The sequence below is a fragment of the Faecalibacterium sp. DFI.5.82 genome (assembly GCF_029076575.1).
Taxonomy (GTDB): Bacteria; Bacillota; Clostridia; order Oscillospirales; family Ruminococcaceae; genus Faecalibacterium; species Faecalibacterium duncaniae.
The window spans coordinates 1-308 of sequence record NZ_JARFIS010000563.1 but is presented as its reverse complement, the minus strand read 5'-3'; the positions used below and the strand labels follow the sequence as shown (position 1 = coordinate 308).

The window sequence follows — 308 nt, the reverse complement described above, 5'->3', positions numbered from 1 at the left end:
GGCAGGGCGATGTTCATCACCAGATCGGGCTGGTAGCTCTTGATGAGGGCGATGACCATCGCCCTGCCCTATCAGGATCTGACCATCATGGATGCCTGCCTGGCCAGCGGCGTGAACTACATGGACACCGCCAACTACGAGCCTGAGAACACCGACGACCCGGAGTGGCGCGCCATTTACGAGAAGCGCTGCAAGGAGGCCGGTTTCTCCGCCTACTTTGATTACAGCTGGCAGTGGGCCTACGCCAAGAAGATTGAGGAGGCCGGCCTGACCGCCCTGCTGGGCAGCGGCTTTGACCCGGGCGTGAC

The 308-nt window shown here is 62.0% G+C and carries 1 protein-coding gene; it reads left to right on the top strand.

The window, feature by feature from the left end; all coding sequences use genetic code 11:
- Positions 1 to 42: 42 nt before the first annotated feature.
- On the top strand, positions 43 to 308 hold a 266-nt coding region (locus P0G09_RS17890; protein WP_275253341.1), incomplete at its 3' end, for a saccharopine dehydrogenase NADP-binding domain-containing protein.